At 65.7% G+C, this 15,615-nt stretch carries 10 protein-coding genes; 2 read left to right on the top strand and 8 right to left on the bottom strand.

Annotated features, from left to right (window positions below):
- The first annotated feature begins 3 nt into the window (after positions 1 to 3).
- Positions 4 to 2,667, top strand: a complete 2,664-nt coding sequence (locus AC13HB_RS07260; protein WP_482949072.1) for a M14 family zinc carboxypeptidase — start codon at positions 4 to 6, stop codon at positions 2,665 to 2,667.
- Between the two features lie 29 nt (positions 2,668 to 2,696).
- Here the strand turns inward: AC13HB_RS07260 and AC13HB_RS07255 are convergent, their stop codons facing one another.
- The 4 genes from AC13HB_RS07255 to AC13HB_RS07240 form a co-directional block, all read right to left on the bottom strand.
- On the bottom strand, positions 2,697 to 4,520 hold the full coding sequence (locus tag AC13HB_RS07255; protein ID WP_482949071.1) for an ABC-F family ATP-binding cassette domain-containing protein: 1,824 nt from the start codon (positions 4,518 to 4,520) through the stop codon (positions 2,697 to 2,699).
- A 45-nt stretch (positions 4,521 to 4,565) separates the two neighbouring features.
- Complete coding sequence (locus AC13HB_RS07250) at positions 4,566 to 5,723, bottom strand: hypothetical protein (RefSeq protein WP_482949070.1); 1,158 nt, start codon at positions 5,721 to 5,723, stop codon at positions 4,566 to 4,568.
- A gap of 148 nt (positions 5,724 to 5,871) precedes the next feature.
- Entirely contained in the window at positions 5,872 to 7,077 is a 1,206-nt protein-coding gene (locus AC13HB_RS07245) for a hypothetical protein (protein WP_482949069.1), read from the bottom strand.
- 143 nt (positions 7,078 to 7,220) lie between these two features.
- On the bottom strand, positions 7,221 to 7,685 hold the full coding sequence (locus tag AC13HB_RS07240; RefSeq protein WP_482949068.1) for a hypothetical protein: 465 nt from the start codon (positions 7,683 to 7,685) through the stop codon (positions 7,221 to 7,223).
- Positions 7,686 to 7,770: 85 nt separating this feature from the next.
- Between AC13HB_RS07240 and AC13HB_RS07235 the strand changes: the two genes are divergently transcribed.
- Positions 7,771 to 8,925 (top strand): PQQ-dependent sugar dehydrogenase, encoded by a 1,155-nt coding sequence (locus AC13HB_RS07235; protein WP_482949067.1) that lies wholly within the window; start codon positions 7,771 to 7,773, stop codon positions 8,923 to 8,925.
- 11 nt (positions 8,926 to 8,936) lie between these two features.
- On the opposite strand, the gene AC13HB_RS07230 is transcribed toward AC13HB_RS07235, so the two are convergent.
- From AC13HB_RS07230 to AC13HB_RS07215, 4 genes are all read right to left on the bottom strand, one after another.
- Positions 8,937 to 12,164 (bottom strand): efflux RND transporter permease subunit, encoded by a 3,228-nt coding sequence (locus AC13HB_RS07230; RefSeq protein ID WP_482949066.1) that lies wholly within the window; start codon positions 12,162 to 12,164, stop codon positions 8,937 to 8,939.
- Positions 12,161 to 13,243, bottom strand: coding sequence for an efflux RND transporter periplasmic adaptor subunit (locus tag AC13HB_RS07225; RefSeq protein ID WP_482949065.1), 1,083 nt, complete (start codon positions 13,241 to 13,243; stop codon positions 12,161 to 12,163). The genes AC13HB_RS07230 and AC13HB_RS07225 overlap by 4 nt, the downstream gene beginning before the upstream one ends.
- A gap of 181 nt (positions 13,244 to 13,424) precedes the next feature.
- Positions 13,425 to 14,606 carry a BaiN/RdsA family NAD(P)/FAD-dependent oxidoreductase gene (locus tag AC13HB_RS07220; RefSeq protein WP_482949064.1) on the bottom strand — a complete coding sequence of 394 codons (1,182 nt, stop codon included), beginning with the start codon at positions 14,604 to 14,606 and terminating at the stop codon, positions 13,425 to 13,427.
- A 3-nt stretch (positions 14,607 to 14,609) separates the two neighbouring features.
- Positions 14,610 to 15,557, bottom strand: coding sequence for a lysophospholipase (locus tag AC13HB_RS07215; RefSeq protein ID WP_482949063.1), 948 nt, complete (start codon positions 15,555 to 15,557; stop codon positions 14,610 to 14,612).
- Between the last annotated feature and the right edge of the window lie 58 nt (positions 15,558 to 15,615).

Raw genomic sequence — 15,615 nt, 5'->3', positions numbered from 1 at the left:
GACATGATCCGATCCATCCTGACCGCCGCTGCGCTTTTCACAGCCGCTTCTGCGTCCGGACTTGCCCAGACCGGGCCGTTCGACGCGACCTACGACACGCAGATCCCGTCCATGCGAGACGAGAAGGGCTACGGGTTCGGCGAGGAAATCACTCCGCCGGTCGAGGCGGTCGACTATCTCTATACGCTGGCGGAAGCCGCACCGGAGCGGATGCGCGTGTTCGAATATGCGCGCAGCTGGGAAGGCCGGCCGCTCGTCTATGCGGTGATCGGATCGCCGGAGAATATCGCCCGTCTCGATGCCATCCAGGCCAATCTGCGCCAGCTGGCCAATCCGTCCGGGCTCGACGAAGCTTCGCGCGAGGCGCTTATTGCCGATACGCCGGCCGTGGTCTGGTTGTCCTATGGCGTTCACGGTGACGAGATTTCCTCGACCGATGCGGGTTTGCGCACCGCCTATCATCTATTGGCCTCGCAGGACGATCCGGTCGTCGACACGATTTTCGAAAATACGCTCGTCATGGTCGATCCGACCCAGAATCCGGACGGACGCAATCGCTTCATCCAGAGCTTCACCGCGGCGCGCGGGCTGGAGCCGAGCGATGACCGCTATACGGCCGAGCACGACCAGCCCTGGCCGGGCGGTCGCTACAACCACTATCTGTTCGACCTCAATCGCGACTGGTTCGCCCGGACCCAGCCGGAAACGCGCGGCCGCGTGGACGCCATTCTCGACTGGCGGCCCGTCGTGGTCGTCGACGCCCACGAGATGGGCGGGGACAGCAGCTATTTCTTCGCGCCGTCGGCCGAGCCCTTCAATCCGAACATTTCGGCCAGCCAGCGCGAGGCGCAATCCCTTATCGGCCGCAATAATGGCCGCTGGTTCGACCGGTTCGGCTACGACTTCTACACGCGCGAAATTTTCGACGCGTTCTATCCGGGCTATGGCGATATGTGGCCGACCATGCAGGGCGCCGTCGCCATGACTTATGAGCAGGCGTCGGCGCGGGGCCTCGAATGGCGCCGCCGCGATGGCAGCCTCCTGACCTATGGCCTCGGCGTGGAGCAGCATTTCGTGGCCAGCGTTTCGACGGCGCAGGCCGTGGCCGAGAACCGCGAGCGTTTCCTGCGCGACTTCGTGGCCTTCAGGGCCGGAGGCGGCGGCGACGGCGATCAGGCCGTACTACTGGATCTGGCGTTCAATCGCTGGGGTGCCGAGCGCACCGCCCGCAATCTCGCGGCCCAGGACATCACCGTCACGCGCGTGGCGCCGGGCACCTCCGCCTGCGGTGCACGCTTCCCGGACGGGGCATTCCTGGTTCGCTTCGACCAGCCGTCGGGCCGGCTCGCGCGGACCCTGCTGGAAGCGACGACCGATCTGCCTGCGGATTTCATGCGCCAACAGGAACAGCGCCGGGCTGCAGGCCTCGGTCATGAACTCTACGACGTCACCGCCTGGTCCCTGCCGCTGATGAACAATGTCGCGGCGACCTATTGCCGCCGGGCGCCCTCGCTCGACGGGGAAGCGGTCAATGCGGACATGCCGATCGCTCGCGTAGCCGGCACCGGTTCGGCAGAGTGGGGCTATGCGATTCCGTGGACCGATGCGGGGCAGGCCCGCCTGGTTGCGGCTCTGGCCGCCGAGGGGGTTCCGCTGCGCACGAGCGACCTGTCCTTCCGGATCGGCGATCGGGAATTCCCGCGCGGCAGCGTCGTGGTGCCGCGGCACAGCGCGCCGGCCAGTCTGGACAGCCTGATCACGCGCCTCGCGGCCGAGATCGGTGCCCATTACGAGGGCATGGCCACGAGCTGGGTGGATGAAGGTCCGAACCCCGGCTCGGACAATTTCAGCCCGGTGCGTGCGCCGCGCGTGGCCATGCTCTGGGATGAGGGCACCTCGCCTCTGTCCGCCGGCGCGACGCGCTATGTCCTCGAACGCCGCTACGGCATCCCGGTCGCGGTGATCCGTACCGGCACGGTCAGCCGGGCCGATCTGACCCGCTATGACGTGATGATCATGCCCGAGGCCAGCTGGTCCGGTTACGGCGACGCACTCGGTGCGGGCGGTCGGTCTTCGTTACAGGAATTCGTCCGCGAGGGCGGCGTTCTGGTCGGACTGGGTTCGGCGACGCGCTGGCTGGCGGATGAAGAGGTCGGCCTCCTACCGGCACAGCGGGAACGCGCTGCCGACACGCCCCGTGAAGGCGGCGAGGACGGCGCTGTCGTCGACGGCAGCGTGCTGACCACGGTCGCCGAAGCCCGCGCGGCGGAAGCGGAAACCGGCGCCATGCCGGATTCCTCTCCGGGTGCGCTTGTGGCGGTCGATGCCAATCCCAATGCCTGGATGTCCGCGGGCTACGATCAGGGCGGCTATGCCCTCGTGACCGGGTCCGACATCTATGCGCCGGTGGCGATGGACGAGGCGGATACCGCCCTGCGCTTTGCGGCGCCGGACGAGCTTCTGGCCGGCGGTTATCTCTGGGAAGAGTATGGCGAGCAGCTGGCCTTCAAACCCTTCGTCCTGTCCTCTTCGGAAGGGGCGGGTCAGGTCGTGGCCTTTACCCAGTCGCCGACGACGCGGGCCTATCTGGAAGGGCTGGATCTTCTGCTGCTGAATGCGGTCATCCTCGGACCGTCGCATTCCAGAGCCTTCCGCGACGGCCAGTAAGCGGCCGGCAGATCAGCGGGGCGGCGGCGTCAGTCGCCGCCCTCGATCTCTTCGCGCAGCGCTTCCAGTTCCAGCCAGCGGTCTTCCTTCTCCGAGCGCGCCTGCATGGCGTCTGCGAGCGCCTGCGAGACAGCGGCGAAGCGCACGGAATCCTTGAAGAGCTCGGGGTCCTCGAGCTGTTTTTCGAGATCGGCGATGGTTTCGCTCAATGCGTCGATCTCGCCGGGCAGGAGTTTGAGCGCATACTTGTCCTTGTTGGCCATGCGCCGCCGCTCGGGCCTGGGTTTTGCGGGCTCCGCGGCGGAGGCGGTGCCGCCCGTCTTGCCGCTGTCCCGGCCGTCATCGCGCGACAGGCTTGTCACGCCCTGCCCGCGCTGGGCGAGCATGTCGCTGTATCCGCCCGGATATTCCCGCCAGATACCATCGCCCTCGGCGACGATCGCGCTGGTGCAGACGCGGTCGAGAAAATCACGGTCGTGCGAGACCAGGAAGACCGTCCCCTCATAGTCCGCGATCAGGCCCTGCAGCAGGTCGAGCGTTTCCAGATCGAGATCATTGGTCGGTTCGTCGAGCACCATGAGATTGGAGGGAAGGGCCAGGGCGCGGGCCAGCATGAGGCGCGCCTTCTCGCCGCCCGAGAGGACGTGGACCGGCGTGTTGGCCTGTTCCGGCGGGAACAGGAAGTCCTTCATATAGGCCATGACGTGCTTGGTCCGGCCGGCCACTTCGACCAGCTGTCCGCCGCCCTGGGTCAGCGCCTCGGACAGGGTCCAGTCGTCCTTAAGGGCGAGGCGCTTCTGGTCGAGGCTTGCGATTTCCAGCTTGGTCCCGAGGCGGACCGAGCCTTCGTCCGGCTCGAGCTGGCCGATCAGCATGTTGAGCAGGGTCGTCTTGCCGGCACCATTCGGGCCGACCAGGCCGATGCGCGCGCCGCGTGCGATCTTGGTGGAGAAGTCCTGCACGAGGGTTCGGTCGCCGTAGCGCTTGGAGACATGACGGGCCTCGACGATGAGCTTCCCGGACTCGTTCGCCTGGCTGGCCTCCATTTTCACCTGGCCCTGGGGACCGCGATGTTCTGTGCGCTGGCGCTTGAGGTCCTGCAGCTCGGCCATGCGGCGCACATTGCGCTTGCGCCGCGCGGTGACGCCGTAGCGGACCCAGTCCTCTTCCCGCACGATCTTTCGGTCGAGCTTGTGCATGTCTTCCTGCTCCTGTTCGAGCAGGGTGTCGCGCCAGGCTTCGAATTCGCCGAAACCCTTGTCGAGCAGCCGCGTGCGGCCGCGATCGAGCCAGAGCGTCTTGCGGCTGAGCGTTTCCAGGAAACGGCGGTCGTGGCTGATCAGGACGAGCGCGGAGCGGCAGGCCTTGAGCTCGCCTTCCAGCCATTCGATGGCCGGCAGGTCGAGATGGTTGGTCGGCTCGTCCAGCATCAGGATGTCCGGATCGGGCGCCATGGCGCGGGCCAGGGCGGCGCGCCGCGCCTCGCCGCCGGAGACTTTCGCCGGGTCTTCCTCGCCGGTCAGGCCCAGGCGCTCGAGCAGATAGTCGGCCCGGTAGTCCATATCGCCCGGCGCCAGGCCGGACACGACATAATCACGCAGATTGCCGAAACCGCCCAGGTCCGGCTCCTGTTCGAGATAGCGGACAGTGGCACCGGGATGGATGAAGCGCTCCCCGTCATCCGCCTCGACCAGGCCGGCGGCGACTTTCATCAGCGTCGACTTGCCCGATCCGTTTCGGCCCACGAGGCATAGGCGTTCGCTCTCGGCGATGCTCATATCGGCGCCGTCGAGCAGCGGCGTCACGCCGAATGTGAGGTGGATGTCCTGCAGGGTGAGAAGCGGTGGTGCCATGCGCTCCGGCATACAAGCCCGGACACGGCACGTCACCCATAGCTATCAGGTTCCCGCGGCAAGGTCCGCATCGGTGGGCTCGTCCGGGTCGCGATCGTCCCGCTGCAGGCTCTTGAGAAAGCCCGGCAACAATTCCATGGCGTCGCGCGCCGGCAGGCTCGTCTCCTTTTCGCGGCCCCGCCAGGAGTAATCCCAGAATGAGGTGATGTGCGTGACCGCTGCCAGGTCGCTGCCAAGATTGCCGAAATATTCCGGTGCCTTGAGCAGGAAGCGACGGATGGCGGCGGGGTCTTCGCCGCTGCAGAAACGGGCGAACTCGGTGCGGTATTCGGTGAGGATACCGGTCAGTGTTTTCCAGCGATCGCGGGTCTGGTCGAGGATGAGGCGCCGGCACTGATTGATCTCGCTGGCCTCCGAGGCTGTCGCACCGCGTATGACAAGATCGTTGAGCTCGATGATGAAGCGCCGGAGGTCTGCTTTCACCTCCTCGATTCGCCAGCTGTAATAGAGAATGCCCTTCCAGCCGAAGACGCCGGCAGTGAACTCCTGCGCACTCAGGCCGAGCGTGGCCCGCAGAGCGTCGAGCTGGCCCTCGCTGTCGCCGTCGAGGAGGTGTTCGGCAAAGCGCATGGCGCGTTCGTCGACCTGGCCTGAACCGGCTTCGCCGAAGGCCAGCGAAACGATTTCGGCGATCTGCGCGGCCACGAAACCGCGCATCGCCTTCTGATCCGACCTGGTGATGTTGAAATAGAGGCGCGCGACCGGGTTTTCGTCCTGGGCGAAACGGTCGGCGAGCAGGAAGGGGTCGAAGCTGGGGAGCCGCGCGAGGGCGCGGATCCGCGCCAGATCGTGGCGGTAGACATTGTTGTTCGGACCGACGCCGAGGAATTCCTTCAGACGCGCATCGAAGCGGCTCTCCTCGACGAAGAAGGTATGGCCACCGAGGGACAAATCCTCATGGCTGACCGGGACGATCAGCTTGGTGACGACCGGCCGGTCCGAGGCGATATAGCTCCGTTCCTGGGGGCGGACCGTATGCTTGATGATGAAGCTGGAATTGAGGCGCACGCTGCGGAAGAAGGGCTGGCTTTCATGCGCGACCGTATTCCCGTAGCGGCGTTTCACCGACCACAGGTCGAGAATCCGGGGCGTTGCGCCGCCCTGGACGATCCATCGCAATTGCGTGCGTTCCGATCCGCTCATGACCCAGACATTCGAAGCCCCGACCGGCACAATAGGACCGATAGGTTTCTGGCGGGATAACCGGACTGACAGCGCCGTGCGCCAGAAAAAAACGGGCTGCCGTCGGACCGAAGTCGACGGCAGCCCAGCCGGTGGAACCGGAAAGCGCCTAGGCGGCGCTCGGGGTGAAGAGCTGGGGGGCAGGAATGATCGACCGGTCGCGTCGATTCATGTCGGCACTGCGGGAATCGGAGTCGGCGCCGATGCGCGTGACGCTGCTGAGGAAGTCGGCGAACAGCATCATCGCTTCGCGCGCATTGAGGAAATTCTTGTTGTTCTGCTTGGCCCAGTAGGACCAGTAGCCGGGGACATGGCTGACGACCGACAGATCGCTGCCGACGTCGTAGAACAGGGTCGGGGCGCGCAGCAGGAAATTACGGAAGCCCGCGGCGCCTTCGCCGCGGCAGAACTCGCCGAACACGCGCTCGTATTCGTCCATGACGGAGGTCAGGCTGGACCAGCGATAGCGCGTCTCCTCGATGATGCCGCGGCGCATGTGCTGGATTTCCGAGCGCTCGTGCGCGCTCGCGCCGACCACGGTGACGTGCTTGATCTGGCTGATGAAGGCTTTCAGCGCAGCCAGGGCTTCGCTCATGCACCAGCGGTAATAGAGAATGCCCTTCCAGCCGAAAATGCCGGCCTTGAACTCGGTCGAGGTCATGTCGAGGGATTGCTGGAGCACGCGAAGCCGGCCCTCGACATCGTTCGCGAGAAGTTCGCGGGTAAAGCGCATGGCCCGGTCGCTGTCGCGCTCGTGAGCCTCGTTTCCGAAGGCGAGGGCGACCACTTTGACCACCTGTTCGGCGACGGATTCCTCCATCCGCTCTATCTCCTCGTCGGAGATGTTGAAATAGACCGGATCGACGGGCCTGGGATGTTCGCGATAGCGCTCGGCCAGGAGGAAGGGGTCGAAGGAGGGCAGTGCGGCCAGCTCGCGCAGCCGGATCAGGTCCGAATCGAGCAGGTCGGCGTCCTCGTGATTGCCGAACAGGGTGTGCATTTTCTGGGCGAAGCCGACTTCCTCGACGAAGACCGCATAGCCGCCCAGGGAGAGGTCGTCATGAGCCAGCGGAACCAGCACTTTCGTCACGACCGGCTGGGAAGACATCACATAGGGGCGCTCATGGGCCCGCACCGTGTGCTTGACCACGAAACAGCGATTGAGCCGGCGATGCCGGAAAAGCGGAGCCTCGGCATGCCCCTCTTCCTCGCCATGGCGCTTGGCGATGGAATAGAGATCGAGAATACGCGAAGTGGCGCCGCCTTTGACGATGTTCCTGAGGTCGGACCGGACTGTTTCGCGTATACGCGGCATGAAGGCGCTCTCCTTGTCCCCTAAGGCTCTAGAGGATTCGATTTAAGGAGAGGTCTGCCTCACCGGGCGAATTCAATGCTCAATTGATTAGAATTCGACCGATCGGTCGCTCGCATTCCGATTTCTTCAGGCAACCGGGAAAGTTAGCCTCGTGTCGGGCCGGGTGTGAGCGTCGCAAAAAGAAATCCGGCCGCTCCGCCGCCAAGCGACAGGGTCAGCAGCCCGGTCAGGGTCCGGCTCGAGGCGATGGGCGTGAAATGACCGTCCATGAACTGATGATAGAAGGCCGTGATGGCGAGCATCATGGCGATAACCGTCGCCCCGCCGGCGAGGGTGAAGCCGAGACGCCGCCAGCCCGGCCCGAGCCAGCGGGCGATCAGTCCGGCCACCGGAAAGGCGATCACGAAGCCGATGGCGAGCAGGAGGAGCAGGGTCGGACCGAAGCCGGCCAGGTCGCGCTGGATCGCCTCGATGCGCGTGGCGGTGGAAAAGTCTGCGCCGACCTCGGACAGCGCCGAGAGCACGACATGGGTGTTGGCGATCGACACCAGGACCGCACCGGTGACGCAGGCGACCAGATAAGCGAATACGGAGCGCGCTTCGGACATGGCCTTGCCTTTCTTCACCGGTGGCAACACGTTTCGGATGCAAGGCTAGTCCCTGCCATCTGCATCAGCAAACCCCGGGGGAGATATGCGAACAAGATTGACCGGCTGGATCGCTGCGGTCCTGCTCGCCGCAAGCCTGCCGCTGGCACCGGCATCGGCGCAATATACGAGCGAGACCGTCGCCGGAAGGCTCGAATACCCCTGGAGCATGGCCTTCCTGCCGGACGGGCGGATCCTGGTTACCGAGAAGCCGGGCCGTTTGCGCATCATCGAAAACGGGGTGCTCGATCCGGAGCCGGTCGAGGGCGTGCCCGACGTGCTCCATTCCGGCCAGGGCGGCCTGCTCGACGTGGCCCTGTCGCCGGATTTCGAAACGAGCCGGATGGTCTATCTGACCTGGACGGCCGGCCCGCGCCGCGACAATACGCTCCATCTCGGCCGCGGCCGCCTCGAGGGCGGAGCCCTGACCGGGTTCGAGACGATTTTCGAGGCGACGCCCCGGCGCCGGACGGACGTCCACTATGGCGGACGGATCGCCTTCCTGCCCGGCGAGATCACCGATCACCGGCCCGATGGTGGAGGGCTCGTGCCACCGACGCTCGTGCTGGGTATCGGTGACGGTTTCGACTTCCGCGAGGAGGCCCAGCGTCCGCAAACCCATTTCGGGAGTTTCGTGCGTCTGACGCTCGACGGCCGCCCCATGCCCTCTCCCTTCGACGATGCGAACTGGGGCGTGATGACGATCGGTCACCGCAATCCCCAGGCCGTCGTCTACGATGCCCGTTCGGGGACGCTCTTCTCAAACGAACACGGGCCGCGCGGCGGCGACGAGATCAATATCCTGATGGCGGGCGAGAATTACGGCTGGCCGATCGTGAGCGAGGGCGTCGATTATTCCGGCGCGCTGGTGACGCCGTTCGAGGATTATCCGGGCATGCGCGATCCCCTTCATGCCTGGACGCCGTCCATCGCGCCCTCGGGCATGTCCGTCTATCGCGGCAGCATGTTTCCGGAGTGGGACGGTGACCTTCTGGTCTCGGCCCTGATCCCCGGCGATGCATCCGTCCCTTCCGGCCATGTGCGGCGCGTCGACATGGAAGGCGGTCAGGTGGCCGGCGAGGAGATCCTCTTCGGCGAGTTCGAACGCCGTATCCGCGATGTCCGGGTCGCGCCCGACGGAGCGATCTGGCTGCTCACGGACGAACCCGACGGTGCCGCCATCCGCATCAGCCGCGACTAGGCCCGGAGCGGCTATTCGGCCGGATGCGGCCTGGCGTCGTCCGCCGGCGTCTCCGCTGCATCCCCGTCGAGGAAGGTGCGTCCGATCATGCGGCGGCGCCAATTGCCCAGCCGCGACGGTGCGCCGAGCAGGACGGGTGTGAGCACCAGGGTCAGCAGGGTAGAGAAGCCCAGACCCCACACGACGGCCGAGGAAAGCTGCACCCACCATTCGCTTGCCGGACCGCCAATGGACAGCGTGCCGTTCGAGAAATCGGCGTTGATCTGGAAGACCATCGGCAGCAGGCCGAAAATCGTCGTGATCGTGGTCAGCATGACCGGGCGCAGGCGCTGGGCTGCGGTTCGCACGATCGCCTCGTCTACCGCCATGCCCAGGCCGCGCAAGCGCTGGAAGGTGTCGATCAGGACGATATTGTTGTTCACCACGATCCCCGCCAGCGTGACCACCCCCGTTCCGAGGAAGAGGATGGAGATATAGGGGAAGGTCAGCATCACGCCGAGCAGGACGCCGATGACGGAAAGGACGACGGCGAGCAGGGTCAACACGACATGCCAGAAATTGTTGAACTGCCAGAGCAGGATCACCGCCATCATGAAGAGCGAGGCCGCCATCGCGCCGGCGAAGAAGGCACCGGCCTCGGCATTCTCCTCGTCGGCGCCGAGGAAATCGATATCGACCCGCGGGTCGATGGCGCCGCGCTCGACTTCCTCCGCGATCCAGTCGCGCAGCTCGGTCAGCAGGATATTGCCGGCATAGCCTTCCATCGCATTCGCCCGAACCATGAGCACGCGCTTGCCGTCGCGGCGATTGATCGAGTCGATGCGCTGGCGTGCTTCGCGGGACACGAAATTGGAGATCGGGATGGCGCCGTTCATCGTGTTCACGCGCAGGTCGTCGAGACGTGAAATATCGCGGTCGTCTTCGGGGAAACGCACGCGGATATCGACTTCCTCGTCGGCATCGTCGGGCCGGTAGCGTCCGACCAGCGTGCCCGTCGTCACCAGCTGGACGGCGGCGCCGACCTGCGTCACATCGGCCCCGTAGCGGCCGGCCTCCTCGCGATCGACATCGAGACGCCATTCCACGCCCGGCAAGGGCAGGGTGTCCTCGATATCGGTGACGCCCTCCATCTGGTCGATATAGGCGCGGACCCGGCGTGCGGCCTGTTCCAGGGCTGCGGCGTCGTTGGAGCGCAGCTGAACCTGGATGTCCTTGCCGACCGGCGGACCCTGCTGGAAGGGGCGCACCTCGATTATGACGCCGGGCAGTCCGGTCAGCGCGTCCCGGATGCGGCGTTCGATCAGCCGGCCGTTCGGGCGCTGGCCGAAGGGTTCGAACTCCACGAAAATCCGCGCCACGCTGTCGGCGGGCGGCGCGCCCATCCCGTCGAAGGGTGTCCGGCCCGGCGGCTGCCCGGCGACGGTATAATAGCCCTTGATGCCTTCGATGCCTTCAAGCCGGCGTTCCGCCTCGAGCGCCAGTTCATACTGCTCGCCCGGCGAGAGATTGCCGCGCGCACGCACGAAGACGTAGAGCTGTTCCGGCTCGGCATCGAGGAAGAATTCGGTCCGCATGCTGCCGGCCTGGACGATGAAATTGCCCAGGATGAAAACGACGACACCGAGGCCGGTCAGGACCACGGCGAGCGGGCGCTTCACGAGGCGTCCTACCGTGCGCGCATAGACGCCGGTCAGACCGGGCAGTTCGGCGGGGTCGCCTTCTTCCTGCGCATTGAGATAGGCGACTGCGGATGCCTTGTCGGCCACGCCGCCCTTGCGCCCGACGACCGATCCCAGCGTCGGCAGGAAGATCAGTGCCATTACCAGGGCCGAGCTGAGCACGAAGATCAGGGTGAGCGGCAGGAAGGCCATGTACTGGCCCGGAATGGAATCCCAGAACAGGAAGGGCACGAAGGCGGCGAGCGTTGTCGCGGTCGAGGACACGATCGGCCAGAACATGCGCTTGCCGGCGCTTGCATAGGCCTGTTTGCGGGTTTCGCCCTCGGCCAGTTTCCGGTCCGCGTACTCGACGACGACGATGGCGCCGTCGACCAGAAGACCGACGGCGAGGACCATGGCGAACATCACCATGAAGTTCACGGTCAGCCCGTAGACGTTCAGCAGCAGGAAGGAGAAGAGGAAGCTGGACGGGATGGCGATGCCGACCAGAAGCGCCGAGCGCAGGCCCAGGGCGGCCACGACCAGGATCAGCACCAGCACGATGGCCAGCATGATGGACGAGGTCAGGCTCTTCAGGGAGTCTCGCACATAGGTCGAGAGATCGAGGCTGAAATCATAGCGGATGGTTTCCGGCCAGGTCTGCGCGACCTCCGCGGTCAGCGCGCGCACCGCCTCGCTCGTGTCCATGATGTTCTGGCCGCTCCGGCGGACCACCTGGAGCGTGAAGGCCGGATGACCGTTATAGCGGGCGAAACTGTCCGCATCCTTGAAGGTGCGCCGCACCGTCGCGACGTCCTGGAGTGTGACGACCGTATCGCCCGAGGTGGCGATCGGCAGGCCGAGGGCATCATCGGCATTCTCGAACAGGCCGGGGACCTTGACCTGGAAGCGGGCCTCGCCGCTGTCGAGCGAGCCCGCCGCGATCAGCCGGTTGTTCGCCTGCACCGCCGTGAAAAGCTGATTATAGGTGACGCCGTAGGTTTCCAGCAGGGCCGGATCGATGACGACCTCCAGCACTTCCTCGCGCAGACCCTGAATGTCGACCTGGAGGATTTGCGGCAGGGCTTCGATCTCGTCCTCGAGTTCCCGCGCAATCCGGTAAAGCGCCCGTTCCGGCGCTTCGCCATAGATCTGCACCGCGATGGTCGGGGCCAGGGCGGAGTTGAACTCCTGGATCACCGGTTCGCGCACATCCTCGGGATATTCACGCCGGGCCATGTCGACCGCTTCGCGCACGTCGAGTACGGACTGGTCAGCGTCGAAGGGCACGTCGAATTCGGCGATCAGCGTGCCCGCGCCGAGCGAAGCCGTGCCGTCGAGCTCCGCGAGATTGTCGATCGCCCGGATCTCGGTTTCCGTCGGCCGAACGATGAGACGTTCGGCATCCTCCGGCGAGATGCCGTCCAGCGGCACCACGACGATGACGAAGGGAAAGGGAATGTCCGGATCGGCTTCGCGCGGCAGGGTGATGAAGGAAAACAGACCCGCGACCAGCGCGCACAGGAAGATCGCCAGGATCATGCGCGCGCGATTGATCGCGAAGTCGACGATAGCGGTCAAGGCTGGGCGTCCTCCTGCGCGACCCGGACTTCGATGCCGTCGGCGACGAAGTCCTGACCCAGAATGATGACGTCGGCCTGGTCGGGCAGGCCGGCGACCCAGACATGCTCGCCGTCATCGCTGAGCAGGCGGACCGGTACGAAACGGACGATATGGCTGCTGCCCTCGGTCTCGACGATGCGGACGCCGAGATCGCCCGCCGCATTGAGCGCCAGGATGGAGGCGGGCAGCTGGTGGGCGGGTTCCGGACCGAGATCGAGTCGCATTTCCGCCGTTACGCCGCTGCGGACGTCGCCGTCCGGATTGGGAACTTCCATTTCGACACGGAAGGTCCGCGTGGCGGGATCGGCCCGGCGCTCGACGAAGCGGATCGTGCCGCGCACGGTCTGGCCGGTGACGAGGCGGGCTTCCCCGCTCATGCCCGGCGCGATCTGTCCGACATTGCGTTCGGCCGCCTCGGCGACGACCAGCATCGGATCGAGTTGCACCACCGTGCCGCAGGCATCGCCCGGGCGCAGATAATCGCCGATCTCGGCCTGGCGTCCGTCGAAAATACCGTCGAACGGGACGCGGATATTGACGTTGGCGAGCTCTTCGCGCGCGGCGCGGAGACGGGCGCGGGCGGCATCGCGGGCGGCTTCAAGCGCCGCGACCTGATTGGCCGAGCGGTGGCCGCGATTCTGGAGTTCCGCGGCGGCGTCGTATTCGAGCTGGCGGGCGCGCAGATCGGCTTCGGCCTGTTCGAGCGCGGCCTGCCGCGCATCGACTTCGAGCCGGCACAGGACATCGCCTGCGCTGACCGTGGCGCCTTCGGGAACGCCGGCCTCCGCGACGCGGCCGCCGGTTTCGGCGCGAACGGTCACGACACGGAAGGCTTCCGTGCGGCCGCGCAACGACAGGTAGGCCGGCCGCTCCTGCGAGGCGACGGGCCGCGTCACGACTTCGAATAGCGGAATTTCGTCGCTGCCGGCGCGGTTATCGGTATGCGCATCGCCCTGAAACGCGGTGCCGATCGTGAAAAGGAGGACGACGGCCGCCAGTATCGCCAGCGCGGCGGTATAGGAGCTGTTGATCTTCATGGCCACACATTGCGGTTTGGCCGCGCGGGGCGAATCGACCCGTTACGAACACTGTTTACAGCCACGATCATTACCCCCCAGATAGTCGCATGGCGAGGACTTTCGAACCCGCCCGCAGGCATGCTGGCCGAATTTCGCCTGACGCTTCGTTAACCATGTCGGAAAAATCGCCGGAATCGACCTACACCGCCTGGCCGGCGCACCAGCCTGACGACCATGCCCACTGGAAGTTGTATCCGCCAAGCCAGCCGGTCACGTCAACAACTTCTCCGATGAAATGCAGGCCGGGCACGTCGCGCGCCTGCATGGTGCGGCTGTCGAGCGCGTGGGTATCGACGCCGCCGAGCGTGACCTCGGCGGTCCGGTAACCCTCCGAACCGGTCGGCGTGACGGACCAGTCGGCCAGGGTGTCAGCGAATTGACGCAGCGCGCGGTCGGAGCAATCCGCGAGATTGCCGGTCAGTCCGGCTTCGTCGGTCAGGAGCTGGGCCAGGCGTTTTGGCAGCAGGGCGGAAAGAGCGGTCGCGGGCGCCTGCCGGCCATTCCCGGACCGGGCCGATTTCAGCGCTGCGAAAATGTCGGCATCCGGCCGGAAGCCCAGCGACAGCGTGTCGCCTTCGCGCCAAAAGGATGAAATCTGAAGAATGGCCGGCCCGCTCAAGCCGCGATGCGTGAACAGCATCGCTTCTTCAAAGGCGGTGTTGCCGTGCCTTGCGGTAACGTCGACTGCCACCCCGGCCAGCGGCTTGAAACGGGCCATCGTGTCCGGATCGAAGGTCAGGGGAACCAGGGCCGGGCGGGTCTCGGTCACCGGCACGCCATAGGCCTTCGCGACCTCGTAGCCGAAGCCGGTCGCGCCCATTTTGGGGATCGACTTGCCGCCGCTGGCAATGACCAGTGAGGCGCAGTCGATCTCGCTGTCATCGTCGAGCGTGATCCTGAAACCGTCGGCATTCCGGGCATGGGCGGTCACCGATGTACCGAGGCGGAGTTCTGCACCGGCCTCGCGCAGATCGTCGAGCAGGCCGGCAATGATCTCCTTCGCCGACCCGTCGCAGAAGAGCTGGCCGAGCGTCTTTTCGTGCCAGGCGATGCCCTTGCGGTCGACCCAGTCGATGAAATCATACTGGGTGTAGCGCTTGAGCGCGGACTTCATGAAGTGGGGATTGCCCGAGATGTAGTTCTCCGGCCCGGCATGCAGATTGGTGAAATTGCACCGGCCACCGCCGGAGATGCGGATTTTCTCGCCCGGTGCCCGCGCATGCTCGATCAGCAGGACGGATCGTCCGCGCCGGCCGGCTTCGATGGCGCACATGAGCCCGGCCGCACCGGCTCCGACAATGACGACATCGCGGCGCGACATGGCTCAGCCGGCAGCCTTTCCGGTTACCCGGTCGAGCCAGTCCGCGAAGTCCTCCAGCGGCTTTTCGCGGTCGATCTCGTTCATCGTTTCGTGGCGGAAACCCTCGAGAATCTCGCAGCGCACATCGCCAAGGCCCGCTTTTTTCAGGCGTGCCGCCAGTTTCGCGACGGCCTTTCCGCCATCGGTTGCGGGATCCTCGGAGCCGCCGGTCAGGTGAAGCGGCAAGTCGCGCGGCAGGTTGGCCAGATGCGCATCCGTCTCCGCATAGGCGACGCCGTCGATGAAGTCGCGCCAGAGCGACACGCTCGATGGCCAGCCGCAGACCGGGTCGTCGTTATAGGCATCGACTTCCGCCTGGTCGCGCGAGAGCCAGTCGGCATCGCTGCGGCCTTCGGGGAAGCGCTTGTTCCAGGCCTTGAACGTCATCCGGTCGAGCGTGTGCGACGGCGTCCAGGGGCCGCCGGCCAGCGCCTCGCACCAGAGGATGAAGCGCATGACGGGTTTAAGCGGGCCGAGCGCCATGTTTCCGTTCCAGATCGCCGCGCCCTCGACGCTGCCGGGCTGGCGGAGAATATGGTTGAAGGCGATCACGGCACCCATCGAATGGCCGAATATGATCAGCGGCAGGCCAGGCCAGCGCGTGCGCAGCTCGGCTTCCACCGCGGCGACGTCCGCCATCAGCTTGTTCCAGCCGTCCGTGTCGGCGAAGCGCCGCGGCGCACCGTCCTCTGCCGTCGTGGCGCCGTGTCCGCGATGGTCGTGTGCGGCGACATGATAACCGCGCCCGGCGAGGAAGGCAGCGAAGCGGTCGTAGCGCGCACCATGTTCGGCGAGGCCGTGATTGATATGCACGATGCCGCGCGGCGTTCCTTCCGCCTTCATCGTGTGAAGGGCGATCTTCGCGCCGGTCGGACTGTCCAGCGTTTCGGTGTGGAACTGCGTCTGGGTCATGCTCGCTCCTGCGTTGCGCGCTGAACCTAGCGCGTTTTCTCCTGCCGCGTCATGGCTA

The organism is Maricaulis sp. B-26, assembly GCF_056857855.1.
Note: the sequence above shows the minus strand (reverse complement) of the source record. Positions and strands in the feature narration are given on the sequence as shown.